Source organism: Aeromonas sp. R7-5 (genome assembly GCF_040908015.1).
Classification (GTDB): Bacteria; Pseudomonadota; Gammaproteobacteria; order Enterobacterales; family Aeromonadaceae; genus Aeromonas; species Aeromonas caviae.
In genome coordinates this window covers 21,390-46,379 of the sequence record NZ_JBFOCZ010000025.1, presented here as the reverse complement: position 1 = coordinate 46,379, position 24,990 = coordinate 21,390, and the positions used below count along the sequence as shown (strand labels likewise).

Annotated in this window: 31 protein-coding genes and 1 pseudogene; 4 read left to right on the top strand and 28 right to left on the bottom strand. The window is 50.5% G+C overall.

Features of this window, described 5'->3' with window-relative positions; genetic code table 11:
* Positions 1-244: 244 nt before the first annotated feature.
* The 11 genes from AB5Y53_RS08215 to AB5Y53_RS08165 all read right to left on the bottom strand — a co-directional run bounded on the left by AB5Y53_RS08215 (position 245) and on the right by AB5Y53_RS08165 (position 8,847).
* Positions 245-1,492, bottom strand: a complete 1,248-nt coding sequence (locus AB5Y53_RS08215) for a DNA methyltransferase (RefSeq protein ID WP_368181593.1) — start codon at positions 1,490-1,492, stop codon at positions 245-247.
* A gap of 16 nt (positions 1,493-1,508) precedes the next feature.
* Complete coding sequence (locus AB5Y53_RS08210; protein WP_138135586.1) at positions 1,509-1,862, bottom strand: hypothetical protein; 354 nt, start codon at positions 1,860-1,862, stop codon at positions 1,509-1,511.
* A 429-nt stretch (positions 1,863-2,291) separates the two neighbouring features.
* Positions 2,292-3,251, bottom strand: coding sequence for a ParB/RepB/Spo0J family partition protein (locus tag AB5Y53_RS08205; RefSeq protein ID WP_368181592.1), 960 nt, complete (start codon positions 3,249-3,251; stop codon positions 2,292-2,294).
* A 150-nt stretch (positions 3,252-3,401) separates the two neighbouring features.
* Positions 3,402-3,596, bottom strand: a complete 195-nt coding sequence (locus AB5Y53_RS08200) for a hypothetical protein (protein ID WP_047234980.1) — start codon at positions 3,594-3,596, stop codon at positions 3,402-3,404.
* Positions 3,597-3,610: 14 nt separating this feature from the next.
* On the bottom strand, positions 3,611-4,141 hold the full coding sequence (locus AB5Y53_RS08195; protein WP_368181589.1) for a hypothetical protein: 531 nt from the start codon (positions 4,139-4,141) through the stop codon (positions 3,611-3,613).
* A gap of 6 nt (positions 4,142-4,147) precedes the next feature.
* Positions 4,148-4,477 carry a hypothetical protein gene (locus tag AB5Y53_RS08190; protein WP_368181588.1) on the bottom strand — a complete coding sequence of 110 codons (330 nt, stop codon included), beginning with the start codon at positions 4,475-4,477 and terminating at the stop codon, positions 4,148-4,150.
* 12 nt (positions 4,478-4,489) lie between these two features.
* On the bottom strand, positions 4,490-5,680 hold the full coding sequence (locus tag AB5Y53_RS08185; RefSeq protein WP_368181587.1) for a hypothetical protein: 1,191 nt from the start codon (positions 5,678-5,680) through the stop codon (positions 4,490-4,492).
* Positions 5,674-5,859 (bottom strand): hypothetical protein, encoded by a 186-nt coding sequence (locus AB5Y53_RS08180; RefSeq protein ID WP_368181586.1) that lies wholly within the window; start codon positions 5,857-5,859, stop codon positions 5,674-5,676. Before AB5Y53_RS08180 ends, AB5Y53_RS08185 begins: the two co-directional genes overlap by 7 nt.
* 79 nt (positions 5,860-5,938) lie before the next feature.
* A complete protein-coding gene (locus AB5Y53_RS08175; protein ID WP_368181584.1) occupies positions 5,939-6,331 on the bottom strand; it encodes a hypothetical protein in 393 nt (130 codons plus the stop codon).
* A gap of 61 nt (positions 6,332-6,392) precedes the next feature.
* On the bottom strand, positions 6,393-7,853 hold the full coding sequence (locus tag AB5Y53_RS08170; protein WP_368181583.1) for an AAA family ATPase: 1,461 nt from the start codon (positions 7,851-7,853) through the stop codon (positions 6,393-6,395).
* A 61-nt stretch (positions 7,854-7,914) separates the two neighbouring features.
* Complete coding sequence (locus AB5Y53_RS08165) at positions 7,915-8,847, bottom strand: hypothetical protein (protein ID WP_368181582.1); 933 nt, start codon at positions 8,845-8,847, stop codon at positions 7,915-7,917.
* Between the two features lie 261 nt (positions 8,848-9,108).
* Between AB5Y53_RS08165 and AB5Y53_RS08160 the strand changes: the two genes are divergently transcribed.
* A complete protein-coding gene (locus AB5Y53_RS08160) occupies positions 9,109-9,462 on the top strand; it encodes a hypothetical protein (RefSeq protein ID WP_047234987.1) in 354 nt (117 codons plus the stop codon).
* A gap of 410 nt (positions 9,463-9,872) precedes the next feature.
* On the opposite strand, the gene AB5Y53_RS08155 is transcribed toward AB5Y53_RS08160, so the two are convergent.
* The 8 genes from AB5Y53_RS08155 to AB5Y53_RS08120 form a co-directional block, all read right to left on the bottom strand.
* A complete protein-coding gene (locus tag AB5Y53_RS08155) occupies positions 9,873-10,145 on the bottom strand; it encodes an HU family DNA-binding protein (RefSeq protein WP_368181580.1) in 273 nt (90 codons plus the stop codon).
* 169 nt (positions 10,146-10,314) lie between these two features.
* Positions 10,315-10,842, bottom strand: a complete 528-nt coding sequence (locus AB5Y53_RS08150; RefSeq protein ID WP_368181579.1) for a thermonuclease family protein — start codon at positions 10,840-10,842, stop codon at positions 10,315-10,317.
* Between the two features lie 231 nt (positions 10,843-11,073).
* A complete protein-coding gene (locus tag AB5Y53_RS08145) occupies positions 11,074-11,934 on the bottom strand; it encodes a hypothetical protein (protein WP_047235064.1) in 861 nt (286 codons plus the stop codon).
* Positions 11,921-12,148, bottom strand: coding sequence for a hypothetical protein (locus AB5Y53_RS08140; RefSeq protein WP_368181577.1), 228 nt, complete (start codon positions 12,146-12,148; stop codon positions 11,921-11,923). Before AB5Y53_RS08140 ends, AB5Y53_RS08145 begins: the two co-directional genes overlap by 14 nt.
* A 2-nt stretch (positions 12,149-12,150) precedes the next feature.
* Entirely contained in the window at positions 12,151-12,666 is a 516-nt protein-coding gene (locus tag AB5Y53_RS08135; protein ID WP_368181576.1) for a nitrite reductase, read from the bottom strand.
* A gap of 33 nt (positions 12,667-12,699) precedes the next feature.
* Complete coding sequence (locus AB5Y53_RS08130) at positions 12,700-13,566, bottom strand: DsbA family protein (protein WP_368181575.1); 867 nt, start codon at positions 13,564-13,566, stop codon at positions 12,700-12,702.
* A 158-nt stretch (positions 13,567-13,724) separates the two neighbouring features.
* On the bottom strand, positions 13,725-14,018 hold the full coding sequence (locus AB5Y53_RS08125; RefSeq protein ID WP_230947781.1) for a hypothetical protein: 294 nt from the start codon (positions 14,016-14,018) through the stop codon (positions 13,725-13,727).
* A gap of 10 nt (positions 14,019-14,028) precedes the next feature.
* Positions 14,029-14,502, bottom strand: coding sequence for a hypothetical protein (locus AB5Y53_RS08120; protein WP_052814312.1), 474 nt, complete (start codon positions 14,500-14,502; stop codon positions 14,029-14,031).
* 1,150 nt (positions 14,503-15,652) lie between these two features.
* On the opposite strand from AB5Y53_RS08120, the gene AB5Y53_RS08115 reads away from it, so the two are divergent.
* The gene (locus AB5Y53_RS08115; protein ID WP_059296355.1) at positions 15,653-17,746 is read left to right on the top strand and encodes a hypothetical protein; all 2,094 of its coding nucleotides are present in this window, start codon (positions 15,653-15,655) and stop codon (positions 17,744-17,746) included.
* A gap of 364 nt (positions 17,747-18,110) precedes the next feature.
* Here the strand turns inward: AB5Y53_RS08115 and AB5Y53_RS08110 are convergent, their stop codons facing one another.
* The 9 genes and pseudogenes from AB5Y53_RS08110 to AB5Y53_RS08070 form a co-directional block, all read right to left on the bottom strand.
* A complete protein-coding gene (locus AB5Y53_RS08110; protein ID WP_047234995.1) occupies positions 18,111-18,317 on the bottom strand; it encodes a hypothetical protein in 207 nt (68 codons plus the stop codon).
* Positions 18,318-18,379: 62 nt separating this feature from the next.
* The gene (locus tag AB5Y53_RS08105; RefSeq protein ID WP_047234996.1) at positions 18,380-18,670 is read right to left on the bottom strand and encodes a hypothetical protein; all 291 of its coding nucleotides are present in this window, start codon (positions 18,668-18,670) and stop codon (positions 18,380-18,382) included.
* A 13-nt stretch (positions 18,671-18,683) separates the two neighbouring features.
* Positions 18,684-19,046 (bottom strand): type II toxin-antitoxin system PemK/MazF family toxin, encoded by a 363-nt coding sequence (locus tag AB5Y53_RS08100; RefSeq protein WP_047234997.1) that lies wholly within the window; start codon positions 19,044-19,046, stop codon positions 18,684-18,686.
* Positions 19,046-19,306, bottom strand: coding sequence for an AbrB/MazE/SpoVT family DNA-binding domain-containing protein (locus AB5Y53_RS08095; RefSeq protein ID WP_080962347.1), 261 nt, complete (start codon positions 19,304-19,306; stop codon positions 19,046-19,048). Before AB5Y53_RS08095 ends, AB5Y53_RS08100 begins: the two co-directional genes overlap by 1 nt.
* 342 nt (positions 19,307-19,648) lie before the next feature.
* Positions 19,649-20,434 carry a hypothetical protein gene (locus AB5Y53_RS08090; protein ID WP_059296356.1) on the bottom strand — a complete coding sequence of 262 codons (786 nt, stop codon included), beginning with the start codon at positions 20,432-20,434 and terminating at the stop codon, positions 19,649-19,651.
* Positions 20,435-20,436: 2 nt separating this feature from the next.
* Positions 20,437-20,598, bottom strand: a pseudogene (rdgC, locus tag AB5Y53_RS08085) (recombination-associated protein RdgC); the annotation flags it as partial.
* Between the two features lie 58 nt (positions 20,599-20,656).
* Positions 20,657-21,187 (bottom strand): hypothetical protein, encoded by a 531-nt coding sequence (locus AB5Y53_RS08080; RefSeq protein WP_059296358.1) that lies wholly within the window; start codon positions 21,185-21,187, stop codon positions 20,657-20,659.
* Positions 21,188-21,189: 2 nt separating this feature from the next.
* Positions 21,190-21,735: a hypothetical protein gene (locus AB5Y53_RS08075; RefSeq protein WP_047235067.1), complete on the bottom strand. Its 546-nt coding sequence runs from the start codon at positions 21,733-21,735 to the stop codon at positions 21,190-21,192.
* Between the two features lie 16 nt (positions 21,736-21,751).
* Positions 21,752-22,192 (bottom strand): hypothetical protein, encoded by a 441-nt coding sequence (locus tag AB5Y53_RS08070; protein WP_232489913.1) that lies wholly within the window; start codon positions 22,190-22,192, stop codon positions 21,752-21,754.
* A gap of 304 nt (positions 22,193-22,496) precedes the next feature.
* On the opposite strand from AB5Y53_RS08070, the gene AB5Y53_RS08065 reads away from it, so the two are divergent.
* Entirely contained in the window at positions 22,497-23,609 is a 1,113-nt protein-coding gene (locus AB5Y53_RS08065) for a phosphoadenosine phosphosulfate reductase family protein (protein ID WP_047235001.1), read from the top strand.
* Positions 23,610-23,615: 6 nt separating this feature from the next.
* Positions 23,616-24,056 carry a hypothetical protein gene (locus tag AB5Y53_RS08060; protein WP_052814313.1) on the top strand — a complete coding sequence of 147 codons (441 nt, stop codon included), beginning with the start codon at positions 23,616-23,618 and terminating at the stop codon, positions 24,054-24,056.
* Positions 24,057-24,990: the final 934 nt, after the last annotated feature.

Below are 24,990 nucleotides of genomic sequence, written 5' to 3'. Positions count from 1 at the left end.
TATCAAACCGCCAGCCCTCTATTTGGAACGGAATCGGCGACAGTCACCATCGACAACTCTCGTGCAAAATCGGACTCAAAACCGTGTTCGAATCCCTTGGCTCGTCAAACAAGGAGTCCTTTGCAGTAAATCTCGACTTGCTGCGCCCCATGAGCAGTAGCAGATATGGCAAGGGTATATACCGCTTTGAGCTTTGGCTGTACCGCCGCAATTCGTTGTTCCATGCCTTTCTCGTTCACTTCACTCAATTACAAGCTCCCCCATTACCCACCATTGCAATCGCAGGGTTCATCCAAAATCCATCGAAACCGGTGAACATCTCGGCCTGCTGCCTGATGTACTCAAGGATGTTGTCACAGGCGGCCCAGCGCCGGTCATTGCGCTCTGCCGCGAGGCCGCTCTTGTTGGAGCCGCAGAAGGGATCAACCACGAGCTCGCCAGCCTCAGTGAGGAACCGGATTGCCAACTCAGGTATGTCTGTTGGAAACATTGCTGGGTGAGGCGGCAGCCCCAACTCCTTGGCCACCTTTCGGATCCCCATCGTGTCAGCACAACGATGGCCCCGCTGGATCACGTTTTTGGGGATACGCCCCTGTGTCTGTTTTCCGAAAGCATTACCCCGTAGCCGGTAGGCCCCATCGCCGTAGGTCACCACTCGGCGATCGCCACCCGCATCCATCAGGCGCTGATGGGCGTCGGTATGAGGAAGCAGGACCCTGCGATTGTCCGAGCGGACACAGCTGGGGTCATTAGTGAACCAGTACACCGGCTCCCACCCTGAACATAGCTGGACTCGATTCACGCAAGCCCATTGTGTTGGCGACGGCGGCTTGGCGGTGTTAATCCACGGCCACCGGTCCATCAGCGACAACCCTAGTCGGTCATGCAGTGCCAGCACCATGCGCTCCAAGTACATCGAGCGCGAGGGGAGCTTTGACTCGAAAATATCGTTGCTCACGTTGAGCACGACACTACCACCGGGAACCAAGTTCTTCACGATGGGTTCGAGCGTCTGGGTGATGAAATCGACCCACTGCATCTCCTGTACATTGCCATAGCCGCGGGTGACCCGCAGTGGATAGGGGGGCGAGGTCACACACAGATGGATCGGTTCATTGAAATCAGTGAAAAAGCTCCGGTTATCAGACCAGACCGCCAGCCCGAGTTTCGTGGAGTAGGCCACCAGCCTGACGCCACCCAAGACCTCATGGAGACCCTTTTTGGTCTTGTTGGCAAGCGCCCAGATCCCACGTTCTCCTTCGACCCGTTGAAGCAGGTTCATGGCTTTGAGCGTCTGCTGATACCAGCGGATTTGCCGTTTCAGCTTGCTGTGCTTGGCCTTCCCCTCGCCGATCTCGCTTTTCTCCTCCAGCGCTCCCCTGGGGATGCCCGCCAGCTCGGCTACCGAGTCATAGAGCTCGGTGTTGGAGAGAGGCCTATCAGCCTTGGCATAGGCCTCCTGCACATGAAACAGGTCAAGTTGATAGTTCACTACGGCCTCCATCGCGTTATTCTAGATCCGGGCCAGTGAACAGCCGGGAAAATGCGTCAACCACCTCGGGCTTACTCACACTGATCGTGGAGTAGAACGGCCACAGGCTCAACCCACCGCCTTCAAACCAAGAACATCGTAACTGGAGTGTCTTGTCAGGTAGGACTTTGAAATCGACGTGCTGAGGTTTGTCGTGGCGGCACATATCATCAAGCGTTATGCCGTACTTATCCTCCAGCAGGCTTGACGACATAGCCCCACTAAGCCCCTCGCTGTTCACCCAGTACAGGCGATCGATGGTACCGACAACGGCAATACCGAATACCCCCAGCCACAACACGGCCTTGATCATTGGAAATGTGACTTGCAATCTGAACCTTCCTTCTTAGTGAATGAACTGAGCCCTACCACCGCTTCCGCAGTCCCAAAATATCCCTCACATCCCGCACACAGAAGAACCAACTTACTTGTGGCAGGAAAGCATCGATCAGAACGCAAATGGCAATGACAAATAGCGGGCTCATAAGCCAAAAACCGCATTGTGCAGTGACCCCTGCGACACCGATGCTGATGAGCAAGATTGCAATCACGGAACAAACTATCTGGTGTCTGCGGCGCAGGCTTTTCAGTAGCGCGACTTTATCGCAACGGTCCATGCCCCCCCCCTACTGGTGGAGCGCTAACATCGAGACAGGCTGGTGGGTTGAGAGGTGCGGCAAAATCAGAATGAAGCATTGGCATGAGCGGGGCTGCGGCAAGCAAGACCCCACTCTCCCGGAGAGAGAAGCACTGGACACCATTACTGATTACCAACGAGATCCAACTCTTGCTGATTCTCATCGGCTTTGTCACTTTTCGGCTCCAGAGCAGCCAGTTTGGCTTTCAGAGCTTGCAATTCCTCAACCTCTGCCAAGTTGAGGGTCAGGGTAAAGGTTTGACCGTCAGAGTTGGCCTGGATGCTATCCAAGCGGCTGGTGATGGCGCTTACTCCGCGGTGCATCGCTTCTACAACCTTTTTGCCCAGTCTCGGTACCTTTTCAACTGACTTCTTAGTCAACTTTTTCGGAGCTGCATTGGGCGTTCCCGAATTGCCTGAGGACTGTTCCGCTTGAGCATTTTTCAAGATTTCGACCGCTTTGGTTCCATGCTCGTTGAAGAGTTCTTGGGCATAAGTGGCTGCAACAATTCCCTCCTGAACCATGCGTTTCAGCTCAATGGGCATATTCAGCAGAGCACGATCCTGGCGAACGCTCTCTGCGTGAATATTGCCTACATAAGTCGCGATTTTCTGGTCACTCCAACCCCACTTCGACAGACGCATAAAAATCACGGCCCGCTCCAGCCGGGACAACGGCTCACCAGAGTTGCTGGTGACAACCAACAGGGCCTGCTCAGCTTCATCGCCTTTATGCTCAAAGACTGGAGTCCGCTTGATGTCAGCACCTTCCGAAATGGCAAGATGCAAGCCTCGCAGGCGGCGATGCCCCTCACGAACAAAGATTTCGCCGTCAATGACTTTCACGACAATTGGGTCGATGTGGTCGCCCCGCTTGTAGGCCTCCGCGAACATGCGGATACGGGCTTTGACCTCTGGCCGCTCGTAGTAGTCCCCCTCACAAAATGCCCCACGGGCATTGAACCCTTCTTCTTCCCGGATTCGCATCGGGTTGATCATGTAGAGGTCACTTCGAGATACGTCCGACTCAACATCGTCCTTGCTTGCCCTGGCAAAAGCCTTGAGGGAATTGATTGCTGCCATTTGTTGGTTCTCCTTTTGAGTTACCGATTTTATAGCATCATTTTTTGATACTGTAAACTTCTGCCGGGCAAAAAAAAACCGGCACTCCACAGTACCGGCATCTTCTTGTTACCACATCAGATTCACAACCCAATCGAGACTCTCGAAAGCTTATATTTTCCTACAATACAGCCCAGCCTCAATCTCATCCTCTCTTTTCTCGTGAGCCAAAATAATGTTGCCTATTTCCCTGATGTTTGTTGGCTCTCGCAGCGCAGCATCAAGCATCACATCAAGGGTTTTGTTGCATTTTGCCCGCCTAAATTTGATGAGCCAGTCTTTTCGATCCATTTCCTTTCTATTCATCTACAACGCACCCGTTAATCCAAAATAACTTTGCGCTTACCTGGCTGCACAGCATCGGCTCCGTCATCCAGAACCTTTGGCACAGCGGACGAAGCGCTGACAATGACAGGCTGGCCGCCCCTCGGTGTGGTTGCGATGAACTCATCTCGTTGTTCTGGCGTCATTCTCCACATCTGGTCTGCCACTTGATTGAATGCAGCCCCGCCCCTCAGGGTGTCTATGGTGGGGAGATCGTTGCGTTGACTTTCCCCACCCCCATCGTGATCGGCCTCACTTTCAGGCTGTGTGTGCACCAATACCAAGTACAGTGCAAAGGCGATCACCATCAGTGCAAGGGTGATCACCACAGCCGCGACTACAGCGGCTAAAAAACCTTTTAGAGCAATCAGAACGAAGATAACGGGTACGAATCCACCGACTACCGCCAAAGGGTCTCTCTTGATAATGCCAACGCATACCCCTGCAATGGCTATCATGCCAGAGAGGGCATATAGTGCATCGTGCATGTACGTTGTTATTTCATCGGCATTGGGCATCATCATCATGATTCCTCACTTAGCATTGAAGAGCTTGCCCTGCTGATAGATTTTCTCCTTCTCAAACAAGATCGCCGCGGACCGGCTTTGGAAGGGCCCATAGGTTTTGCCGTCAATCAGTACCTTCCACTCACAGCCCCAGCGCCGCGTCCAGGCCGCCAGCTTTGAATCGTCAGAACAAAGCTTACGGATGACCAAGAACGCGGACATGAGGAGCCATGAGGTAGGAACGATACGGGATACGCGCTGTTGGCTGAACACCTGAACATCCAGCCCCCGGCAAGATACTTCATCGACAAAGCCACAGACTTCACCTCCCTTAATCACAATCCGCTTTTTGCTCATTCCGACCTTCCATTAATCCAAAATAATTTTGCGCTTACCTGGCTGTATATACTCAGGTTCGCTGTTCTGAGCCTCAGGTGTTACGGCCGATGAGCTAGTGACAACGGGTTCGTTCGTATTGCTCTGCTGCTGACGTTCACGCAGGGTGTCTATAGATGGAGGTTCGCTATTACGACTTACGGGTGAGCTGCGTTGAGCAGCGGCAGCTGCGGTTCTCGTTTGCCTCAGCAACACCTCAATTCGCTCATCACTGACACGATCGGCATAGCTACGGTAGCCACGATAGATAAAGTAGATAAAGACACAAACAACCATGGGCCCAAGCAAGGCTATTGGAGTAACCTCCCAGCTCCCCTCACCTGATGCAGCTGGAGTTTTAGTAACACCAGAGGAAGAGAAGAGATCCTTCACGATCAGTGGTGATATCATCAAAGGAATGCACATAAGAGCCATCGTGAAGTTACCATTGGTCAAACCACGAGCCACCCCCACGAGAGCTATCACCATCATGATGATCTTCATTGCAGGGCTCTCTAACCATTGCAATGCGACCTCGGGCGCAGAAATAACGCTCAGGCTATTCAGTGCCTGAGTTTTTTTTTCTGCCTCAGTCGGAGAGTTTATGGTTGCTTGCCCTGCACTGACATGCTCCATTTTATGAGCAGGGAGATCGCTCCCCTCGGTTACATCAATGTTTACCGGGGTTTGTTTTACCGGAACAATGAAGTATTTCACCGCCAGCTGCCTTGATTCGACCTTTAGGGACTCCAGAGTGATAGGTGCCCCTTCCTTGACAGTGAGAGCCTCAGCTAACGGGAGCTCCTTGGCGTCCCTCATCCCCCCTAATAAACCAGAAAATCCCGTGTCAGCCACCCTGCAACGAAGGCGCCCCGAGTAGCTGCGGTACTCTCCCTTCCCTGGACATATAAAGTACCGGCCTTGCCCCTCAGACCCTTCTTCTCTGCGCCATTTACTGCTTTGAAACCAGACTTCTTTGCTAATCGCAGCTTGCGCGGCATTGAAATCAACGAACTCCGTATCACCTTGGGAATTATCTCCCTGTTTCGTACCGCCGTTATTGTTCGAGAGTGCTTGCCCAACAACGAGGCCAGTCACAAAATCACTGGCCATGGATGCAGAGGAAGCAATCATGAGACTGACGATCAAAAGTAAGAAGGGTACCCTTCTTCCCCTCACTACCATTTGTTGCTCTCCATTTCTTGCTCTGTGAGAGCCGCACTAAAGTGGTACTCCGGCTTGAGCTCCTTCTCTTCAATATCCAGCACATCTGGGCGGATCTTTTGCTCCAGCGTTTCACAGGCCTTTCCCTGAAACCCGGTAAAGTCGGCCGCAATTTTTCCGCCTTTGATCTTGATGTTCACCTTTTTCACTTTGCTACCTCGTTGCTTAACTTTACGACCCCATCTGAATGGAGGAATAAACGCACCGGCACCTGAACCGTCACCATGAGATCTCCTCGGCCTCCAGCTCCAACGTACCGTCATTATGCTGTTTCACAGTGACGTTAAACCCCTCCTCGCACAGTTGCTGTTCGTAGTGGAAAGCGATATAGCGATCTTGGATCAGACTACTGGCAGCTTTAGTCCAGGTACCGTAAGAGCCATAATTTTCTTGGTATTGCTCCCAAACCCCATTGACCTCCTTGTACCCGATGCGGTGCTCTTTGTTGTTTTTGTCGATCAACACCAATGGGTAGCGCTCAAAGGTGTACCCAGCCCCAACTCGGTACAATTTTTCGTTTTCAACGACGACACCAACCCCCTCCAGAGCCTTGAGCAGAAGCTCCTTGCTTCTGTAGGCAACAGACACTCTTCCTTTTACGATATGGCTCATATAACTACCCCTGAAAACACTCAATCGAGACCGACTTCTTTTTTCGCCACTGGCCTATTGGTTATTCCGCGATAGCAAGCTTCCTGCCGATAACCCCCTGTTCTTCCTCCACCCTGTTTGCCGGATAGAAGCCCTGATCGCGGAGAAGGCGGATCTGGTTGATGTCTTCTCTACGGGTCTCACTCGTCGGTGTAATGTGTTTCACAGCAGCTACCAGCGTTTCGTTATCGAGCTCTACCTCCTTGGCGTTCGCCAGGTACAAGGCATCTATGACTGCCTGCTCGATTTCAGCGCCGGTATATCCCGCGGATTCACGCAACAGCAGGGGCATGTTGAAGTCGCTGACATTTGCCTTCTGCTTGGTGATATGGATATCGAAGATCTTCTCTCGCTCCACGTCTGTAGGCAGGTCGATGAAAAAGGCCCGATCCCAACGGCCTGCTCGCATCAACTCGGGAGGCAGTGACTGAACTCGGTTGGCTGTGGCGACAATGAAAATCTTGCTCTTCCGCTCTTGCAACCAGTAAAGGAATGTACCAAGCAGGCGCTTGGATACTTCGTGCTCGCCATCAGCGTTTCCAAAGAACTTTTCCATCTCGTCAATCAGTACGACAACAGGCGAGATCTGCTCGATAGTTTGCAGGGCGCGGGAGAACTGGCGCTCAGTTTCTCCCAGATACTTGCTGTAGAACCGCCCCATATCCAGACGAACGAGGGTAGTCCCCAATACACCAGCCGCAGCCTTGGCAATCAGTGATTTACCACCTCCAGGGACACCGGCCAGCAGGACACCTTTCACAGGTAAACTCTTATCCCAACCAGCCTTGCGGATCTGGAGGAACTCTTTGAGGTTCTCCAACCCCCCCACGTTGGCAATGTCGATGGCTTCCAGCACATCAAGACCGACATCGCGCAAGATGTGGGCCTTCTCTTTGCGGATTTCCCCGAGATACTCCTCGTTCTTGTATTTCAGGTAGGCAGAGTAGGTGAACACGTTCTTCATCTGGGTATAGGACAGTCCCAGAGCGTGATTTGCGATAACAGCGCGTTCCTTCTCATCAAACACGCCACTCTCCTGAACGTTTTGCTCGCAGGTGCAGAGCAGTTCCAGGATGTCTGCATTACTCATGGCTGGAAGATCGAGGTGATACACGAACTCTTCACTGAGCAGTTCCTTTCCGGCGATGATGTAGTTGATCCCCTCGTTTTCAAGGAGGGTCAAGGAAGCTTTCAGAGCAGGCATGGTCTCAGGGTTCGCCCGCTGGCGGTCAAAAAAGTAGGTATCAAACACCACTACGCCCTTTTGCTGATCCTTTTTTGCTTCCTCAGCAAAGGCCTTCAAGCTCGGTGGGTCTGGCAACTTCTTGAATGGCATTACGACAAAGCGCTTACCGACCGTCTTTGCAATGTTTGAAAAAACACTCTCAGCTCGCCCCAGCTCGAAAGTATTGACGTTGATCACCGGGAAGGAGAGCTTGATTGGGATTTCAAGCTTTTCCAATTGCTGCGCATTTTCCTTCATCACTATTCCTTAGTTATTGCATCGAAAATTCACGCCCTCACCATGGATGACGTTGTTCAATTCAGTTCTGAATGCGGCAGGCCATTACAGCCGACTGATATTGCTTTTGCGAGACATCGACTCCATTGCCGACAAGCATTTCGTATACAGGCAGACAAGCTTGTCTCTTCATGTCCAAAAACTGCTCGTGGATAAGGCGGCATTCAGCCTCGGAACTGGAGGCTGTTTGATTGAGGGCCGTAACTATGTCCTTCAACTGGTATTCCAAGCTCTTGAGGGAAGAGCTTGCCGACGCCAGATTGGCGAGCGAGAGCACACTCCCAATATCAACCCCATCGTTCAGTCCAGAAAAGTCCATGCCAAGGTCGAATAGCTCGGCACTCATTGAGTGATTTAGCGAACTAACCAACCCCTGGTGCTCACCTATGGCATCAACAAACCGCCTGACCGACTGTTTGGCTTGGTGAATGCCATCGTTTGCCGAGTTATTTGAAATGGAGGACAGCATTGAAATACCCTTGTCTTTGGTGAAAAGATCCAGAGTTTCCATTGTTTGTGCTGACGAGACACTGGCCGCTGCGCGACCAACGTCACGCAAAGCCCTTTCACCAAGCTCAGCAAGGCGCTTGTGATCCTGCTCCATTCGAGTCATTTCATCTAGCTGCGCCTGAACGCGAATCAAATCCACGGCCATAGGATGTTCGTTCACCGCTTTCTGGATGACCAATGAGAGCAAATTTGTTTTCAACTGTTCCCGACTATTCTGCTGGTGGCGCAGACTGCGGTTACACCTTTCCAAGGCAGTGAGGATGGAAGTCATTTCATTGCGATTGCGGAAATAGGTTTTCAGTCGCCCCCAGAAGCCTGACTGTTCAATGTGCTGACACAAAGCTGCATAGGCAGTACCTTTCTGCTCAACCTCACCCGCGATAGCAGCAATCTTGTCTTGGTACTCTTGATCACTAACCAAGTATTTCCGAATGAACTCTTCCACACCTTCCCCTAAAAAATTTCACATGTGAAATTTTTACCCTACCGCCAGGCGGTACAGTGAACAGTAAAAACCAAAATTGCAGGCAAACGTTAGCATCATTTAATGACCCAGTAAACAACCATGGTCACATTAATGTGAATCTATTTGAAACCCATTAAATTTGATAAAAAACATCACAAAAGAGCTCATGACACAGCCTTTTACAGTTGCATTATTTGGCCCTGTGATAGAGTGAATACATAACTTGAGAGGAGCTCAACAATGAAAGACTTAATCAACATTTTTATGATGACCCTAGTTGTTATTGGTGCCGCAATGCTGCAAACAACTAACTTTGGTTACGCTGTGCTAGCGGTCGCAGTGGTTTACTGGTTTAAACCTGCACTGGACCTGCTCCACAAAAATTACTGGGTGGGTTTGGTGTTCTGGGGAGGGGTGGCTTTATTCGCTTGGCCGGGAGCTCTCGTAGGTGGCCTGTTCTATGGCCTACTCGCCACACCAAATGGTCAAACTGAAAGCAAGGGTAATGTCACCAGAAGTAAGAGATCCATCAGGCTTGTTTCTAATGGTTATGACATTGAGACTGGGGAACGCGTCGGCTCAGTATTTTGGTAAGCTCTCGGGCTCTCGGGCTCGCAGAACGCTAACATGTCTCTTCACTCCGGGCCTGATAAATCTCTTTAGCTTTAGCTCGCCCATCGGTAGTTAGAGTGAATGCCAGCATCAGAGTTGATGATCGGTACTTGCTCAACAAACCATGGGTGACCAAGGTATGGCATGATATGCGGAAGTTCCGATCATTAATCTCTTTACTACGTGTCAGGTTAAGCATCTCCAGTAGCTTCATACCAGGTACAGGGTCAAACCTTCTCCTCGCCTCAATAGAGAACAGGATGTACAACACGTCCTTTTGTATCGCTGATAACCTCATACCCCTACCTTATTCATGTGCCACATGAATAAGGCTCCCACAATGGGAGCCAAATGTACAGCTCACCCTTATTCATGTGCCACATGAATAAGAGTCAATTCACAGCATCTTTCAGGGATTTACCAGCCTTGAATCCAGGGATATTTGCAGCAGCCACCTCAATTGGCTCGCCTGTTTGCGGATTACGCCCACTCCGCGCAGCTCTCGCTCTTACCCGGAAGGTTCCGAAGCCAGTGAGGGACACAGAACCACCTTCCTTGAGCTCGGTGGTTATAGATGCAATCAAAGCGTTAACCGCAGCTTCGGCATTTGCTTTGCTGATGTCAGCGTCTTCGGCCACTTTCATAATCAGTTCGCTTTTGTTCATACCGCCCCCTTATTGCAAATTAATTTGAACAACTCGTCGATCTTTCAACAATTTAGGATCTACATCCTCAATAAGTTGAGCCATTATAACAGCCTTCATGTCATGACTAATGACCTGAGCTATCACTTAATCCAATTCATCGCCCTGCACCTATAAAGCTGTGGTGCGGTTAGTGCTTTCTTCGCCACTCCCAAGGGGGGGTTCTCTCCGATTCCGGTAATGCCCAAAGTCCTCGCTTATCGGCTTTGGCTTCGGCCTCCAGCTTGAACAACTCCGGTGTTTTAGCGTACTGCCGGTACACCCACGCACTCCCAGAACGGACCATTTCGGCATTGACCCATTTGCCATCAACATAAAGGTTGGCGACCAAGCGGCCATAACGGTCTTTGTCGAGCGCCTCGACTTTGAGCATTCGACCAAACACCAGATCGGATAACGCCTGTTTCGCTTTTGAGCCATAAGGTTGTTTCTTTTCTGGTGTGTCGATTTCCGCCAGCCTTACCCGGTACTGGACTTTTCCGCTCCGGCAATCTTTCCCGGAGTCACAACTTTGTTCAGTCAGAACCCTGACAGTATCGCCGTCAGACACTCCCACAACCTTTGCAGTAAAGGCTTCTGCCCATACCAGAGGGGCTACCACCAGCATTGCTACCAGGAACGCAGCCCCCCCCGTTTTTTTCACAAAACCTAACTTCATAATCACTCCATCCAAATTACTTGTTTTTCCCATTAGGTTGAGCCTTGGCCCAACAGAGCCTTGTTTCATTCTCCTTGCTGTCTACTATCCGACAGGCATCCCAGTTAAGAGATGACCAGTGAGCAATGGCAGAGGCCAACCAGTACCAAGGAGCCGTAAACACTGGCGGTCCCCCTTCCCTCGTTTTAAATACCTGGAATCGCATGTTGATCCTCCTGTATGAATGAGGTCTTAGGCCTTGTAATAGAAATTTTTTGTGTCTGGATATGGTTTGAAGCAATGAACGGTGGCTCCCCCCAAGGAAAGCACCGTAGCCTCTGCTTCCGGTGCTTCCTCGGTGGTGTCTTCACGAGCCCCCCCGCCAAGCTGCTTCACCCATTCGGCGGCGAGCTGCACACCCTCATCAAACGGAACTTTGTTCTTTTGAAGCACATCCAGATAGGAAAGCAGCAAGCAGTGAGGAGTAATGACGGCAGAGTCCCAATCGGTTGCGAGCCATGCTTCGTCCATATCTGCATACCAGGCATCGACCTGGTGCTTTAACCCGACTTCGGCCATCATGCCGAACTTACCGGCGTTCTTTCTGCCTTCCTCTACCACATCAACTGGGGCGTCCCAGTAGAGGACTTCTCCGTCCGCTTCTTGGGTCGCACACGTTGCACCTTGCGGCCAATATCGCCGTTCCATGATGAGCTCGCGAAGTGTTTGGTTGCCAACAGGAGCCTTGTAGTCCTCATCGAGATTCACCACTATTGTTTCCGGCTCCCGTTCCACAGGTGGCAGGTATCTAGCGACCAGAGGCATAGTCAAAATCACAGCCCCATCCATGTGAAAGGATGTTGGTGCCTTCACTATTCTGTCTATCAACCAGCACCAAGCATGAAGCAGCCGATCCTCTACCTTGTCGTCAGCTTCAATTTCTTGAACGAACTGGTCGAAACGAATCCGACTATCCAGAAACAGACCTGTGCTCTGACACTTATCGCTGATCGTGTGAATGAGCTCCGCCTGTTCAAGAAGCATTTCTCGGGTGACTTTTTCTGCACCCCCGAATGCGTCAAACAACTTTGTCATGTGGTCACGAATTTGCATGTTCTCCCCCCTCAGCATCGAATTGCTTTGCAAGCACAGGATCACCTGCCCAGCGAAGGGCGTCTCCCATGTGCGTGAAAGCGCGTTCATTTTCATCTTGCTTATTCACCCTGACTGGCGTCTTTTGGTCACGAGGTTGTAGTAGCCAGTATCCAGCCTCTTCCCTGATTAGTTCTGCGGCCACCAGCAAGCCGCTCTTCGTTGCAATGATCATCATCAGCTCCCGTGGTTAAGACAGTACGCATAGACAGTGATGGCAAGGCCCCATGCGAGCACAATGACAGCGACGGTACGCTGGACCCACTTCGATGCACCAAACCGCGCCAAGGGCCTTCCTAGAGACTGGACTGGTGCCGTCTTGCGGATAGCGCGAATCCCCCAGGTGATAGCCAACAAAAGGAAGGCGGTGGCCGGGTATATTCCAACCCCAAAGAGATTTATCTCTCCGACCGCTAGCTGATATATGAATGCAAACAACATGGCTACCGCAGTCAATACAGCCACAACTTTGATCCCGTTCCGCCAGTCCCACGCTCGACGTGCATCACTGGTAAAACACACCATCGAGACAAGGAACGGCATGAATGGCAGGTTCATGCTGGTGGATTTATCCATGAATGCGTCAAGCCCCAGAAACATGGCCGTCATCACCACATAAAACAAAAGAGCGGGGACAAGCATGTTGCGTAAAGACTTAACCTGGTTGATGTTCGCGTTTTGAGTCTTGCTCATCAGTTCTCGCTCCACTTTCACATGTGAACGTTTTTATTGGTTTGTTGAGTCGTTTGGTTGCGACTCAATCATCATTTTTCGCATCACCGCCATGATGGCCTCAGGCGGCTGAGCCCCCCCCAAGAGCTGGCTCTTACCTGTTTTGTTATCAACAACAAATGTGGCCGGTGTGCCGTTGATCCCTAGGCTCTTTGCTTGCTGGATGTTTTCCTGAACCTTCTCATCCATCTTTCCAGTGGCCAGGCATTCTCGGAACACTCTCAAATCGGCCCCGACGCCAGTAACCACCTCAGCCAGATCTTTTACCCCAGCCCCATTACCCTGGGTTTGTTCGAACATGTCATTGATGAAGACCCAGAACCCGCGGTTCCCCTTCTGTTCTGAAATGCACTCAGCGGCCACAGCTTCCTTGAGAGCGGCTGGATTATGGAAATCGAGGGGCATGTGCTTCCACTGCCAGTTCACATTCCCCTTACTGGCATCAACAAGCTGTTTTGGAGTGTCATGGAATCGCTTGCAATAGGGGCATTCGATGTCAGAAAACTCGACCAGAGTGAAGCGAGCATTGAGATCACCGTAGATGTGCTTGCCATCACCGACTTGTTCAGCTGCCGCGTCAAACTTGGCGTACTTCTGACTTATGTTGTCCTTCTGCTGCTGTTCGACCAACTTGTTGATGCTGGCAGCCACCGAGGTATCGAATTCCGCGAGATTTTTGAACGTGACAGAAGTGGCCGCGGTAGCACTCATGTTGCTGAGCGTGCGGTTCATCTTGTGGAGGTCATTCGTCAGTTGGCCCAACTTCACTGACTGGTATATCCCTATACCGGTGCCGAGGGCCCCCAAGACGATTGCTGCGATAACACCTATCTGGATTTTCTTATTGCTTTGTTCGGGCATGTCAAACCACTCCTGATGGGAAAATAGTCAGGACGCAGAGGTCTGCTGGAGAGGATTAGGCTGGAAGGACTTTCCATGCAAAAAGAAAGGAGGCCAAAACCTCCTCTCCGGGATCACCGCACTCTCTATTCATCAAACCAGCGTCCAGGCCAGATGAATCAGCTGCCTAGGGCAGCAGTTAAAATGAATGTGCAAAACTTGGCGTAAATTGGAGCCAAACATACCGAGGCCAGCACCATCCCAAAGGCTTTTGACGGTGCACTTTTGGCAAAGTGTGGCAACCAAGGCATCATCCCACATCCCGCGGCCAATATGGCTCCTATCACACCAAGGGACGGGAACATCAAAACCTGAGCAAGGATGAAGATGCACTGTGCGTAGGCGGCATGGCTCATCGCCTTTTGGTCCTCGACCGTGAACTCAGCCACGGTCACTTCATTGGTTTTCTCCATCACTTTGTCCTCATGCAACATCGGGCTTTCCGAAAAAGGTTTGGTATGTGTCATAGTCCGCGGCCAACATGTGTTTTGCTTCGGGCTCACTGAGTTGATGTAGGTTGATCAGGTCTACGTTTTGGGCGCTTGATACAGCCAAGTCCACAACGAACCAAGTTCCACCTTGGGCTATTGCCATAACGCGAACTACTGAGAACACGTTAGATCGAATCGTTGGCAGCTGCTGGTGGGACACCTTCGCAACTGTTGCTGTAGCTCCAATCCATTGCTTATCGAACATCACCACATTTAGCGACTCAAAAGCTCTTTTGGCGGCTTGAATACTGGTGCGAGTCATTTCCATCTTCTGGCTGGCGTTGAGTTGCAAGACAACAATTCCACCCATTATCAAAGCAAGGACCTTCATCCCTGAGATTGCTAAAGCACCTGACAGAACTAGGGCGCCAACCATGATGACGCGGCTATATTTGAACTGGGCCAAAGCTTGCCTCCTTTTATGCCTACCAGCCTACAGGATTCCCCCAAAATGCAAGCCCGTGGAACTGCCCGGATTGGGCACCAACAGAGCTAAAATTTCACATGTGAAATTTTTATTTGCTGAGTTATCGCTGACACTGAATGTTGGAATCGCCAGACAGAGCCTAATTTTCACCTGTTTTTATTAGGCTTCGCGGCGAATGACAGTATCATTTTATGATTCTGTAATCAATGCGCCACCAGCGACTTATTGCTGCTGCCCATGTGAGGGAGGCTCTGAGTAGGAATTACCATTGGGAAGTGAAGGCGTTGAACCATGGGTAACCGACCTATCGATGACTGCACCGTGTTCTAGTTGCCATAGATGCTAGCCTAGGCACCGGCGAAGAAACCTTGTTACATGCAAAAGTCATCGAGTCGTGAATTGATGTTTGGGGGTTAAATCAAGCGCTGGATCTTCCCCATTTGGTAGTTAACTAAGGCGAAGGAAAAGCAAATTGGTACTGGCAACAACAACGCCAGGATCCGTAATTGCGTTGATGTAGATCTGCGTTTAGCTGGAGTAAGGGGCGAACATCCCTACGGATAAGGCCATACAAGAGCGCTGCTTCGCTCTGTACAGCGTTTCTGGAGTGCAGGCAATGACTTATCACCGCAAACACGCTCGGATGGCGTCATATCGCATCCTGATGCTCTTGCTATCGCTGGCCAAAATAGAGAATCGAAAAATGTATTGAGAGGACAGTTTGCTATTGCTTGATCACTCTAATCATTAGATCCCTGATCTGTAGATCCTACTTAGATCTTCTTTAGATCCTAAGATCAAAGATAAAGGATCAAAGATAAAAGATAGAAACCCCAACCTGTTGTTTTTATTATATTAAATGGCAAAATTAACCCCCACATAGATAACTTTAACCCCCAAATAGCCGGTATTAACCTCCAAATGGTATACTTTAGCCTTCATTGTGGGTATTTTGACCCCCTAATAGGTTTTTTTGACCTCCAAAAAAGTGACATTTAACCCCCAAATAACCTTGGTTTAACCCTCAAATAGCTCATTTTTTAGGGGTTTAAATGAGGCTTGTTTCAGGCTTTTCAACAGCTTATACGTAGATATTTACAGCCTATGCACAGGTTGTTAAGGATTATGTTTGACTGATGATGCGGTAGAGCGAATTGTGACAGCAATCGCAAAATATGAGGCCGAGAAGATAGGTTTACCTGCCAACCAGAAGAGTCTCGCGTTTTTTAGCGGCCTTGTGGATCGAGCCAAAATACAACCTATGTGCCAATTCCTCCGGGATTCTCCCTCTCGAAATCCTGACCAAGTGGTTGCAAGGTTTGTTGCTTTCTTTGACGATAGCTCGTGGCTTATTGATGAGGACGCCGATAGCGCCCCCCTCCCTGCATCGGTGCCGGATATTGCATCATCTGTTCAAGACGTACACCAGGCTCCTGTGTCAGAGTCTCTTAGTCCCTCAATACAGCCAGCTAGCCCCCCTGTATCCGCCATTTCTGAACCAGCACTGGTATCAGCTGTATCGCAGACAGAATCCAAGGATCTGGAGCCCGAGTCGTTATCGTCAGAGCCTGTTGCAAGGGTGTTTGATATGTCAGAACAAAAGGGGCCTTTGCCTGTCACTTTGGACAATCATACACAACTGGTGATCGGCACCGGTATTTTCCGCACCCTCAACAAGAACCTAATCAACAATCCAACCTTACGCCCGATGTTGGACAGCAAGATCATCTATGAGGTTGATCCGCGCTTTATGAATGGGTACAAGGCAATGACGCTGGCAGGGCCAGTGCTCGACTCTGACTTCGACATCAAGACGTATCTATGTCTGGTCAAGTTACTTGGATCGATGACCGACGCTCAATATGAGAGAGCAGCGGCTTCCAACATAGAGATCACGCCCGAGCAATTCTATTCGCCATTAGCTGAGTTCTTATCTCCCGCAGAATTTGGGAGCTACATCAGCGACTTCATGCGGACCGATAAGATCCTGCACTCCATGAAGCGTCTTCACGCATTCCAAATGACGCTTTTCAAGCGACCTGAGGATGCTGAGGGTCACCGTGGCAAGGAGAGCAAGGATAGCTCTAGGATGAAAGGCTCAGTGATGATAGTAGGCCTCGTAAGTGTCATTGGCCTGGATGGTGACGGCATTATCAGGATCACCCCCAACTTGCCAATGCGTGAGATGTACAGGGCTGCAAGCCGCCTTATTGCAGTCAATCGGAGCACCATCATTGGGTTTCAACACCCAATAAGCCGAATATTTAGCCTCTGGTTGACAACAATCGGGAATGGGCAGTTCAAAAAGGATTGGGTCTACATCAACAAAAAATTGTCTGTAAGGGAGATTCTTGAGGGTATTCACCCCCTAACAGAAGGGGGTTACTACAAGAAGAGGCACGTAAAGATGCTGGAAGTAGCCCTTGTCGAACTGGTGGGATCCGGAGTTCTGGAGTGCGCATATCGCAGACACACTGAAACGCAATTCGCAGCGATTACCCCAGAGAACTGCAAAGTGTTCAGCTTAGATGGGCTAAAGGTCGAAGTTGAATTGATCAGACATCGCATATCTCACAAGCAGTCCCCCCATGATACCCCAAGAGATGGAAGGGGGGAGCTGGAGATAGAAGAATTGGTGTTTGATACGCCAATCGAGGTACCCGCATTGACTCTTAGCATAGAGATCATGCACATCTTGAAGTCGCTTAACTTCAAGCGAGCTCGTAACCTCAATATGTCCGAAACTGTTGCGCTCTATCAGGCTGACTTGGCTAATGTGGCTGCAAGAATCAAGCTTCTCCACAAGGCTGATCCTGCATTGTGCAGGAAAGCAATGAAGTCAGTTCTTGGGTATAAACGAGAGCGCCTGGCAAAGCTTTTTGAGGCAGGCCTAAATGAGCCGGAGAAGACCTTTATGGCTGAGGTGTGCACTGAGTTCTGGGGCCCCATAACCAGCACCAGTTCCAACACAGAGAATCGTCTCTACAACCTTCTCTCCATGATGCCGCGAGAGTCACAAATCAAAGATCCTGACAAGTGGGCGATCACCTATGAGGCACAGGTTCAAGATTTCTTGGCTCTGATGGTTACCGAAGAAGGGGAAGCCATGTTGAAGGGGGTCAGGGCGGCCATGCTCAATTCTCGGTTGATCAACCCTCTGACCAAGGCTGGCCTGTCGAAGGAAGCAAAATTGGTGAAATTCCGGGCGGAGGCTGTCAAGTAGTAACAGTCAACTGAGGACCTCTCCAGTCAGTAGCGTCATTGCAATCACCAGTCACCTAATTGCAGATGCGCTGGCCTAGTGCCAGCGCATCGCGATACTTCCTCCACATTCCTTAGTTCGACGCTATGAACCTCAAGGTGAAAACAAAAAAATTTCACATGTGAAATTTTTACCCGTTATGTAGGCTCAAAGTCGCACTATGTGATCGTGGTCTTGCCAGACCAGATCAGCGTCCTGTGGCATCTTTTTCAAGATGGCGATCAGCTGCCGTACCTTCATGCCGTTTTCTCCTTAACAATTTCACTTCCTCGAACCCTGGCCCCAGAGCTCGGGAAGTGGGCCGCCATACGGCCTACTTCATCAATTACTCTTGGATAAACTTTCGTCCTTGCTCAAACCAGGCTCGCGCCTCGTCATAGTTATCCAGATCGAGAGCGGCCATAACGTGGGCAAGCCCTGCGATAGCTTTGGTCTTGTCGAGCACTCCTGCTTTATAGTCATCAAGGACATGCCCTAGGAAGGCATCCATATTTTTGTGATCCTTGCTTGTCAGAACGGGTTTAACTTTCATCTATTGGTCTCCATTGCTGTTGTTGCATCGCCTGACGCAACACCCCATTTTTTTCCTCTATCTCAGTGCTTGATGCACTGGTCATCAGATCCGAGTGCACTTTCCAGAGCTGCACAGATGGCGTGGCACTGGGCTTCAAATTCAGGCATGGACGATTCGAGAATCTTTTCGTAAGCGTCAGCCATGATCGCTGCGATGATGCCATCATCAAGATCCAGCGTCCCATAGTAGGGGATGCGAGTATCAAAATCAGGCGACTGAACAAACAGCTCGCCACTCACAGACACGATGCACATATCAACGCGATAGTCTGGGATGAGCAGCGTCTTGACTACTTCGATATGGTCTGCCATGCCGTTTTTCCTCTTACTCGATAAATTTCTCGATGACGCCATCAGCCCCGATCAATGGGATGATCCGCACCAGCACTTCATCCATTACTCCGGGTTCAGCCTTGGCGACGAACTTGGCTCGGCGCTCTTTCCACGAGAGGGTTTGGATCAGGCTTGAGGCGACAACCGACGGCTCATCAATATTGCCTACCGGAACTTCGGTTGGATGATTGCGAATGCTGGTGCTGATTGGGCAGCAGATAAGCAACCCGGTTTGCTTGTTGTACTGCTTCGAGGACAGTACCAGGGCGGGTCGATATTTACCGATCTCCTTGCCCTTGACGGGTTCAAAGTCCAGCAAAATGATGTCGTTACGATCTGGTATGTACTGCGCCATCAAGCCCCCAACTCAGTAATGGAAGGTTGAGCAAGCTCATCGGCATGGGCGCTATGCGCATCCAGCCCTTTCAACAAAAAGGCTTCACTGAACGGCAGGTTTACCTTTCGCTTTGTATTCACGGCAGCTTCGATAACAATTTTCCCGGCCTTCACATCAATGCTGATTGGGCTGGATACATCCAGATTAGCTTGCGCCAAAATCTTGCTGGGTATGCGAACAGCAGCACTGTTCCCCCAGCGTTTAATTTCACTGTGCATATAAAATCCTCACACATAGCTGTAGCAACATGTGTATCTACATTATTCCCAGCTCAGGCATGTGTCAACATGTGTATCTACGACGACTCGGTGACGCGAACGCCGGTTGAGTGCGTCAGCCAGAGCATCATCACATCGCAGTCGTACTGGCGGCCAGTGATCGAGGTTACCCGGATCACATGTTTGAGCCGTCTAGGCCGGAGGGCGGCAGGGTATCGAGAGAGTGAAGGACGGGCCTCCTGGTGATCATACCAGCAGGCCCTGATCGTTACCCCTATGAGGGATCTTAGTTGAGCCAGTTTTATCCACAAATTCTGGGGATAGGTCCACAACAACCTGTGGTTAATCCTTGAGCTGGCTTACCGTTGGTGGAGTGATCGTCGCCTGCGGTTCATCCTCCCCAGAATAACTGGGAGGGAACAGCACTGCGTGGTGCATCAGCGCAAGCTCCCGCCATTCATGGCTAGTTGGTAATCTCCAGTTCCTCCAAATTCTCCAGCTATTCGAGAGTACGGGGAGCTGCAATGTTCCTCTCTGGATCGACAGAGCGACCTTCACGATCCAAGGGCAACGAGTGGCAGGATACCTCTCTATCTTCCACCCCTGTTTCGCTAACCGGGTAGACAGGTAATCAAGCTTCAAGGGTGTTTTCAGAACAATGGGTCTGCCAAATGGGCCTACGTCTTCAATATCGGCCAATAGGCTAAGCACTTTTTCCTTCCTCTCACTGAAACATGTCATGCCGGTGTGACTCTTATTGTCTAAGTGCGCATGGAAATTTCCACTGTAATCGAGCCACCACTGCAACTCACGAACCGGTTTTTGCATGATAACTCTCGCGCCTTTGTGCAGAACCGCTTGGAATCCGTAGCTGATGAAGCTTGAAAGAATGAGCACGAAGATGCTCCAACCAGTTGCCCCATTAAAGTAGATGTTTCCTATGGCACACAGAAAAAATAAGATGGGGATGATGAAGAACACAGTCATTGGGCTCATGAGTAGAATCAGCCAACCAGGAGATGAAAGGGTTATCGTCTCCAATCTACGTTTTTGAAACCAGGCGATACCGATTACGGCAAGACCGATCACAGTAGAAGTGATGGTGAAAATGTAGAAAGCGTAATACATCGTTACCTCCATAATAAGGCGGTGAAAAGAGCCGGTGTAAACTGGGACAGCTCAGTGGTGACTGGGGCGAAGTCGGCATCCAGGCGGGCCGCGAGCTCTTCACTGGTCACGTCGTCGTTTTGTTCGCGCAATTCCTCGTTGAGCTTGAGCCGCTTGATAGATAGACGTCCATTCCTCTCCATGGGAAGAAAGGGCCAATCGGCCCGAGAACACAACCAAACCTCAACGAGATGTTGAGTGGAAATCCCCGCCACAGGTACAGGCTGGCATCACCAGACCTGTACGTATCGACTGATAGCGCTGCCATAGTTTGACCACTTTCCTCTCACTGAGCAGTTTTGTCTTGATGTAACGGACTTTCTCTCCGGTTGCTGTGTCAGTCACCGTTCTGACGTAGCCATAGTTGGCGACAGGAATGTTGTACTGATGCAACAGAATGATCCGGTAAACGGAGAGCTGGATGATGTCAGATTCGTAGACCTGAATTATCGGACGAGACTTGGTATCAAGCGGGATTAGCACTCCTCGCTTAGTCTTATACACCTGGTCAACCCTGCCATGCATCGGTACCGGCAGGGTTGTAGCGATATCCTGCTCCGATAGGAACAGAGTTGCAGTACGCAGTTCATGAGGCATGTTCTCTGTTTCCCACCAGCTCCAGGCTTCACCTATGCCTCGTCTACGCCACAAGTCCACTTTTGCAATGATGAAGGGGGCGACGATGAGGGTCACTATCCAGAGAACTGCCTTCATTACTACCTCCGCCCGCCGAGCTTTTTGGTCTTGAACCACTCAGGGTGATTCATTCTATCCATGTCCCGGATTTCCATTGAAGCCTTGAGAACTTCGTCCGTGCTCAGGACCGTTTCTGAGGTGCGCAAGATAATCGGTCTGAGTAGCCCATCATCACCACGAGTAGGGTAGATATTGAGGATCAAGTGCAGACGTTCTTTGGCTCCAGCAATAAGCCTCCATTGGCGGTATGTTTGAGTAGCTTTGGCGTAGCCGACCAAGGCATGAGCAAGCCCGGAGCTTTCGTTGATTTTGAGCGTTCCCCGAGAGAGGCGGATCATCGATGCAGCAATGACAGAAGTCATTACCTCGATTGGCTGGTGGGTAGGTACGCGGATGACATCAAACTCATCCTGCCTGATAGTGAACAGCCTAGTGTTCCCACTTCGGTAATCTTGCACGTAGATAACGTGGCTTTCGAAAGGGTTGGAATGATTGAATGCATCCATTCCCCAACCAGCGGCAGCTAGATGTGCGTCTGATACCGTTTTGTCGTAGTCAAATTCCACTCTAATTTTCTCCACTTTATGGCGATGGAATTTTCACATGTGAAATTTTTCCATCAGTCATCATGTCCAGTACCGCCCTCGATAACCGCATTCCTTGATGTTGTTGGACGAACTCACCTTGGTAGAAGAATCCCGGTTCGCTTAGAGGGTGAAAGATTCCATGGGGAACATCATCATGGTCCCCGAACCACATCCGGAGCCGCAGGTCCACCACCCAACCCCCATTGAGTTCTATCCAGTAGTGAGGCGTCACGATGTCTTTGGTCTGCTCGTTTCTCACCATACCGCTCATGCAGTAGTGGGATATCCCGGCCGCTTTCAGTAGGTGGCTCACGGCCCAAGTCATGCCATCGCACTCCAACTGACAATCGTCCAAAGCCATCAGCACCGCTTCGAGCTCTCGGTGCCATTCTGTCAATTCGGCCTCAGCCACCAGCGCTTGTTTGCTCTCTGTCAAGAAGACATCCTCTTTGTCATTGCCACCCCTCTATCGCATTCAAGCTTGTCACCTTCTCGTTGAACAACGAATCGGCCAACCAATCAAAAGCCCACCTAAAAACAACCTATCCGCACCTCCCTAACCCCCCTCGGCGTTGCCAAGTATCCCAAGCAACCCCAAAGGCTACGTTTAGATTGCTTTTTGATGGCTCCTTGTCGTGCGCCTAGCGTAATGGTCAAAATCCCCCCATTGATTACGGTATCATTTTATAATACTGTAATATGAAAATATAGAACGGTAAAGCAAAAATGGTGAGCTGTTTATGAGAGGTAATGTTCAGGGCGATCTGTTTGACGACAACGTGGTTATCCCGTCTATCGAAGGGGCCTTGACCGGTCTTTCAGTTAAAAAAGGTTGTCACGTTGAAACATCGTATTTCTCTGCCCCGGAAGTTGATCTGGCTTTGTACGATCACGTCATAGTCTGTCTATCTGGCGGCAAGGATTCGATAGCTGCCTACTTGAGGTTGCTCGATATGGGGGTAGACCGCTCGAAGGTGGAGTTCTGGCATCATGATGTCGATGGCCGGGAGGGGAGCTCTTTGATGGATTGGGGGTTTATGCGCGACTACTGCCACCGGTTGGCTGAGGTATTCCAGGTGCCGCTGTACTTTTCGTGGCTTGAGGGCGGTTTTGAGGGGGAGCTGCTAAAGGATAATGCCTACAGTCGCCCACACCACGTTGAGACGCCTGAGGGACTTCTGGTGCTGCCAAGGGATCATCAGCGAGCATCACCGTCCACTAGGCTTCGTTTCCCCCAGCAATCACCTTCACTTCAAACCAGGTGGTGCTCTAGTGCTTTGAAAATCGATGTGGGTCGTCGGGCGCTGAACAACCAAGATCGATTCAGGGGGAAGAAGATCCTATTCGTGACGGGTGAGCGGCGAGAGGAAAGTACCAACAGGGCTAAGTACAACCAGCTGGAGGCCCATGCTTGTGACAGGAGGAACGGCAGGACTGCGCGGAGGGTTGATGCTTGGAGGCCAGTGCTGCATTGGCCTGAGGAACTGGTATGGGAGGTACTGGAGAAACATCGCGTGAGCGCACCAGTACCCTACCGGCTTGGGTGGAATCGATCGTCTTGCATGACTTGCATATACAACTCCCCGCGGGTGTGGGCAACGATCAAACGCTATTGGCCTGAACGGGTGATGTCGATTGCGCGTTATGAACAAAGCTTCGGCGTGACGGTCTCAAGGAAGCGGATTGATGTGCTTGACTTGAGTGCTGGAGTTTCACCGATACAGATTTCTGATGTTGATGCGCTGAATCAAGTTTCAATGGAACAATACGTGTTGCCGGTGTTGGTGCCAACGGGACAGAAGTGGGAATTGCCACCAGGCGCGTTTGGCCGCGAGGCATGTGGTTCGGACTGATATGGAGTGAGGGATTTGGATGTTATTTTGATGGTTTTGATAGGGATTGTGACATCTGTGGTGCTGGTGCGCTTCTCGGCAAGAAGAGGTATGGGGGTCGAGCTCACTTGGGGTCAGTCGCTGAAAATTGTCCTGTGGCGTGGTACCGCGGCGCTGGTGCTGGGTTTTGGCTTGGGCAAGATCGCTGGTTGGAGTATCCAAAACGGTTTTCTGAGCGTGTCTGTGGTTAAGGGGAATGTTCTCTTGCTGGTGGGCGTTCTCGCGATTTGTGGTCTGGCCTCATTTGCTGTGTATCAGTGGATCGTTCACAGGATCACAGGAAAATCCATCACCCTAAAAGCGCTGGTCAAAGGTTTTATCCATGAGCTCGGCCATCTTGTTGTGATGTTGGGTTTGCTGTTTGCGCTATTCCTTGTCGTAGGGGCTATTTACGAGTATGTGAAATAGCTGCTTATGCACAGATGTGGTTGGTGCAGGATAAATAAGATCTGGTTAATGGATCGATCAAGGTTAAAGAAAGGATAAAGCATCTCTATTATGACTCAAGATATTGTTAATATTGTATTTTATGAAAAATTATCGTGCAATAAACCTACTTGGATCCGTGCAGCAAACCTACTGAGATCCGTGCAACAAACCTACCGTCACCTCCGAAATCATCACCGGTTTTGCACAGTTGGCAGTCGAACTATCCACATTTTCCCATGACATTTCGGCTTGTTGTGCAGCAAACCTACCGTATGTAGGCTTACCGTGCAGCAAACCTACCGAGAAATTACGATGTGGTTTTGTGTTGGTGCAACAAACCTACCGCGCTTTTCGTTCAAAAAAAGAACCGTGCAACAAACCTACCGTCTATCGTGCAGCTAACCTACCGAGTTGGCCTGTGGTTATCCACAGGCTATTGCTTTCATGAGGGGCGATTTTGTATTTATTTTGGTCTGCATGGGCTTCGTTCCGATCTGTCAACTTTCGACAGATTTCGTCATCAAGACATTTTCGTGCAATAGGCCTTTCGGCTGCGTTCTAGCGTGCAGTAAACCTACCGAAATGTGCTTCTCTTGGCGATCTCCTATCGTGCAACAAACCTACCGCCTTCCCTCCAGCCTCCTATCGTGCAGCAAACCTACCATCTCCCCTTGGCCTCCTATCGTGCAGTAAACCTACCGTCTTCCCTCCTGGTCTCCTATCGTGCAGCAAACCTACCGTCTTCCCCCCTGGTCTCCTATCGTGCAGCAAACCTACCGTCTTCCCCCTGGTCTCCTGTCGTGCAGTAAACCTACCGCCTTCCCCCCTGGTCTCCTGTCGTGCAGTAAACCTACCGCCTTCCCCCCTGGTCTCCTGTCGTGCAGTAAACCTACCGCCTTCCCCCCTGGTCTCC